The organism is Streptomyces sp. NPDC002044 (assembly GCF_040296725.1).
Classification (GTDB): Bacteria; Actinomycetota; Actinomycetes; order Streptomycetales; family Streptomycetaceae; genus Streptomyces; species Streptomyces antarcticus.
Window position 1 is genome coordinate 1 of sequence record NZ_JBEOXU010000256.1, and the last position, 4,968, is coordinate 4,968.

At 75.6% G+C, this 4,968-nt stretch carries 2 protein-coding genes and 1 pseudogene; 1 reads left to right on the forward strand and 2 read right to left on the reverse strand.

What is annotated here, in order from left to right; translation table 11 throughout:
- Positions 1-76: pseudogene (locus ABT106_RS30985) on the reverse strand (type II toxin-antitoxin system RelE/ParE family toxin); the annotation flags it as partial.
- Between the two features lie 769 nt (positions 77-845).
- Positions 846-2,906 carry an AMP-binding protein gene (locus ABT106_RS30990; RefSeq protein WP_351284131.1) on the reverse strand — a complete coding sequence of 687 codons (2,061 nt, stop codon included), beginning with the start codon at positions 2,904-2,906 and terminating at the stop codon, positions 846-848.
- Between the two features lie 147 nt (positions 2,907-3,053).
- Here ABT106_RS30990 and ABT106_RS30995 point away from each other — a divergent pair, with 147 nt between their 5' ends.
- Complete coding sequence (locus tag ABT106_RS30995) at positions 3,054-4,901, forward strand: ABC transporter ATP-binding protein (RefSeq protein ID WP_351284134.1); 1,848 nt, start codon at positions 3,054-3,056, stop codon at positions 4,899-4,901.
- The last annotated feature ends 67 nt before the right edge of the window (positions 4,902-4,968 follow it).

The window sequence follows — 4,968 nt, forward strand, 5'->3', positions numbered from 1 at the left end:
TGTCGGCGTCCTCGCGGTACGGATCGTCTCCCAGCGCGGTCAGTGCGGCGAGGACGCGCATCGCGGCCGGCCGGCTGCCTCGGGGGCCGCTGCTGGTGGAGGAGTACGTGGACGGCCCCGCGCCGGGGGACGGCCCGCGGGACCTGACGTACGACGGGTTCGTGGACGGGGCGGGCCGGCCGCACGCGGTGGGCGGGGCGGTGATGGACGTGGAGGGAGCCGTCTACCGGGGGGCCACGGTCGGGCCGGGGATCGTGCCGCAATGGGCGCGCGGGCCGCTGTCGGCCTTCGGCGAGGCGGTGGGCCGGGAGCTCGCCGCGTGCGGATACCGGGGCTGGTTCGACGTGGACTTCGTCGCCGACGGAGCGGGGCGGCTCGCGCCGACCGAGGTGAACCTGCGGCTGACCGGGCCCTCGGTGGCCTTCATGGTCGCGGCCAGGCTGGACGAACTGCGGGGCGCGGGACACTTCGTACGGATCGCTGACCGGGTGGAGCTGGGCGCGCGGCTGCCGGACTCCCTGCTCGACGAACTGTGCGCGGAGCTGGCCCGCGACTGCGCGGACCTGGGCGCCGTGTTCGTGCCGACGATCCCGACCGGCGCCTTCGAGCCGGCGCCCTGGCTGGGGGTGCTGGTGGCCGCGCACAGCCTGGAGGTGCTGGACGCCGCCGAGGCGCTGGTGCGGGACCGGGCGCTGGCGTGCGGGGGGGGGTTCCGGGGGGTGCGGGAGGACGGCCGGGCCTGACCGCCGGTCACCCGGGCCGGGCCTGACCGTCGGCCGGGCCTGACCGTCCCCCGGGCCGGGCCCGGGCCGGCCGACGGGGCCGGGAACCCGGGCCGCGCGCGGTCAGCCCTCGGAGTCGAAGGCGTCGGTCCGCCGGCGCGCGGCGTGGCAGGCCACGACGACGGCCGCGATCATCAGCGGGACGTTGAAGACGTAGACGAGGGCGGCCTGCCGCGGCCAGTCCTGTTTTGCTGCCAGCCGGTAGAGGTTGTCCTGGGGCCACCAGGCGACCAGCAGGTACACGAGCGCCAGATGGGCGGCCGTGGTCAGGGCCCGGCCGCCGCCCCGGGCGAGCATGCGGCCGCGGCCCTCGAAGAGGAACACCACTCCGACGCCGAAGGCCAGGCACTCGATCAGGTAGAGGACGCCGAAGAGGAACGCCCACGGCTGCGGGACGCCGGTCAGGTCGGTCGATCCCGGCCAGAGGACGTCCGTGAGCACCCGGGCGACGAGGCCCAGGGCCACCGCCGCGCAGACCACGACACAGGTCAGGGAGAGGTCGGCGTCGCCCACCGCGCCCCCGTACTTGCCGGCGCTCCGCGCGGGGATTCCCGGCACGCCCTGCGCGGGCTTCGGCAGGGCTTCCCGGTCCTCCTGGCCGGCCCGGTTGCGCGGCAGGGCGCGCAACCGCACCACCGCGCGGGGCCGCTGCGCGGAGGGCAGCCGGTCCGCCAGGTGCTCGCGCAGTTCGTCGATGTCCGGCAGGTCGGCGCCCGCGGTCCCGTACGGTTCGGCGACGGCGCCGGCCGGCGGGGCGACGTAGGCGACCAGGCGGGGTACGCCCCGGAATCCGGGCACCCCGGCGACGATGACCGCGCCGACGCCCTCGTGCCCGCGGATCAGCGACTCGACGGCGTACGGGTCGACGGCGGCGCCGTCCAGGGTGAGCCGGTCCCGGATCCGGCCGCGGAACTCCAGCAGCCCGTCCTCGCGGAGCAGGCCCAGGTCCCCGGTGGGGATCGCGTCGCCGCCGTCCGGCGGGGTCAGGCGGATCTCCCCGTCGCGCAGGTCCGCGCGGCAGCCGGGGAAGGGCACGCCGATGAGGCAGTGGCGTCGCGGTTCGTCGACCGGGCCGGACAGCTGGGGCAGTTCGAACCAGGTGCCGGTGCCCGCCGACTCGGTGGGCCCGTACACGTTGAGCAGGCGTACGCCGGTCCGCAGCCGGGCCGCCAGCGCGGCCTGTTCGTCGAGGTGGAGGCGGTCCCCCGTGACGGTGACGAGCCGCAGCGCACGCGGCCCGGACGGGTCCGCACGGCGGGCGGCGGGAACGGACGGCCGGACGGGGGCGGGCCGTTGCGGGGACAGGAGCAGCCGGGCGGCGCCCTCCGGGTCGGTGTGCACGACGCTCACCCGCTCGGCCTCGACGGCTCGGCGCACCTCGGCGGGGTGCCACGGGGAGCGCTCGGCCAGCACCAGGGCGCCGCCGGAGCACAGGGCCCGGGTCCAGCCCGCGGCGAAGCCGGTGACGGACGGGCCGCAGGTGATCAGGTGGCGGTCCCCCGGGGTCAGCCGGGCCACCTCCGCCCAGCCCTCGTACGCGGCGAGCAGCCGGGCGTGGCCGACGGCTACGGCGCGCGGCCGGGGCCCGCCGGTGAACAGGACGGCGCCCGGCCCGGGGCGGGACCGTTCGGGCGGCCCCGCGGGCCGGCCGGCGATGGCGGCGGCGTCCGCGCCGAGGCGGATCACCGGCAGGCCGCTGCCGTCGTCCAGGGCGGCCTGGTGGGCGGCGTGCGTCAGGAGCACGGACGGTTTCGCGGCGGCGAGCTGCCCCTGCCCGGCCCGCGGGAACTCGACGTCGATCACCGTGTAGGCCGCGCCGGCCTTGAGCGCGGCGAGCACGGAGACGACGGTCTCGGCCTGCCGGGCGGTGCCCACGGCCACGAGCGCGCCGGCCGGCAGTCCGGTGCCGAGCAGGTGGTGCGCCAGCCGGTTGGCCCGGGTGTCGAGCTGCCCGTACGTGAGGGTGTCGGGCCCGGCGATGACCGCGGGGGCGTCGGGGGTGTGGCGCGCCCAGCGCTCGAAGCGGTGCAGGACGGTGGCATCGGTGGCATCGGTGGCATCGGGGTCGCCGGTGGCGTGGAGGGGCGGCCGGTCGGAGCCGGTGGACTCGGATCCCTGCGTCATGAACCGATGATGCCACCGGGCACCGACAGCGGAGGAGGAACGGCGGCGTCGAACACCCTTCAGGGAGGGGTCAGTTGCCGACACGAACGGGCGAGCCGGCACCGGATCCTTGACCTCAAGCGTGATTGAGGTTCTACCGTTCGCGTCATGGACATGGAAGTCACCGCCTGGACCTCGCTGCACAGCGCGATCAACGCCGAGCAGGACCGGCGCCCGTTCTCCCGGGCGACCCTGCGCCGCATCGCCGCCTTCGCCCGCCCGCACCGCCGGGGCCTCCTCTGCTTCCTGCTGCTCAGCGTGGTCGGGGCCCTGCTGGCGGTGGCCACTCCGGTCCTCGCCAGCCAGGTCGTCGACACCATCGTGGACGGCCGGGAGAACGGCACGGTCACCCGGCTCGCCCTCCTCATCGCGCTGATCGCGGTGGCCGAAGCGGGCCTGGGCCTGCTGACCCGCAGGCTCTCCGCCACCCTCGGCGAGAGCCTGATCCTGGACCTGCGGACCGCGGTCTTCGACCACGTGCAGCGGATGCCGGTCGCCTTCTTCACCCGGACCAGGACCGGCGCCCTGGTCAGCCGGCTCAACAACGATGTGATCGGCGCCCAGCGGGCGTTCAGCAACACCCTGTCCGGGGTGGTCGCGAACACCGTGACCCTGCTGCTGACGCTCGTCGTGATGCTGGGCATCTCCTGGCAGATCACCCTGCTCGCCCTGGTGCTGCTGCCGGTGTTCGTGCTGCCCGCCCGCCGGATGGGGGCGCGGATGGCCTCGATGCAGCGCGAGGCGTCGACGCTGAACGCCGCGATGGGCACCCAGATGACCGAGCGGTTCTCCGCCCCCGGCGCGACCCTCGTCAAGCTGTTCGGGCGGCCGGCCGACGAGTCCGCGGAGTTCGCCGCCCGGGCGAGGAAGGTCCGGGACATCGGCGTCCGTACGGCGATGGCCCAGTCGGCGTTCATCACGGCCCTGACCCTCGTGTCGGCCCTGGCCCTCGCGCTCGTCTACGGGCTCGGCGGGTACTACGCCCTGCGCGGGAGCCTGGACGCGGGCGCGGTCGTCGCCCTCGCCCTGCTCCTGACCCGGCTGTACGCCCCGCTGACCTCGCTGGCCGGGGCCCGCGTCGAGGTGATGAGCGCGATGGTGAGCTTCGAGCGGGTCTTCGAGATCCTCGACCTGAAGCCCCTCATCGCGGAGAAGCCGGACGCCCGCCGGGTTCCGGAGGGTCCGGTGGCCGTCGAGTTCGACCGGGTCACCTTCGGCTACCCCGCCGCGGACAAGGTCTCCCTCGCCTCCCTGGAGGAGGTCGCCGCCCTCGACGCCCGCGGCGGCACCGAGGTGCTGCACGAGGTGTCCTTCCGCGCCGAGCCCGGCCAGATGATCGCCCTGGTCGGCTCGTCCGGCGCCGGCAAGTCGACCATCGCGCAGCTGCTGCCGCGGCTGTACGACGCCGACGCGGGCGCGGTCCGCCTGGGCGGGGTGGACGTACGGGACCTGACGGCCGACTCCATCCGCGAGACGCTCGGCATGGTCACGCAGGACGGGCACCTCTTCCACGAGTCGGTGCGCGCGAACCTGCTGCTGGCCCGGCCGGAGGCGACGGAGGCCGAGGTGTGGGAGGCGCTGCGCCGCTCCCGGCTGGAGGGGCTGGTCGCCTCGCTGCCGGACGGGCTGGACACGGTCGTCGGGGAGCGCGGGTACCGGCTGTCCGGCGGCGAGCGGCAGCGGCTGACCATCGCGCGGCTGCTCCTGGCCCGGCAGCGGGTGGTGATCCTCGACGAGGCCACGGCGCACCTGGACTCCACCTCGGAGGCCGCGGTGCAGGAGGCCCTGGGCGAGGCCCTGGCGGGGCGGACCGCGGTGGTGATCGCGCACCGGCTGTCGACCGTGCAGGCGGCGGACCTGATCCTGGTCGTCGAGGACGGCCGGATCGTGGAACGCGGCACCCACGGCGAACTGCTGGCCTCGGGCGGGCGGTACGAGGAGTACTTGTACATGTAGCCGGTCGGCCCGCCGCCCACGATCCGCGTCCCGCCGACCAGGTACGGATTGCCCCGCGGCTTCGTCC

What these genes read in the sequence shown, in the direction of transcription:
- ABT106_RS30990 (WP_351284131.1), bottom strand. Translation starts at nt 2,906, where the DNA reads ATGACGCAGGGATCCGAGTCCACCGGCTCCGACCGGCCGCCCCTCCAC.
- ABT106_RS30995 (WP_351284134.1), top strand. Translation starts at nt 3,054, where the DNA reads ATGGACATGGAAGTCACCGCCTGGACCTCGCTGCACAGCGCGATCAAC.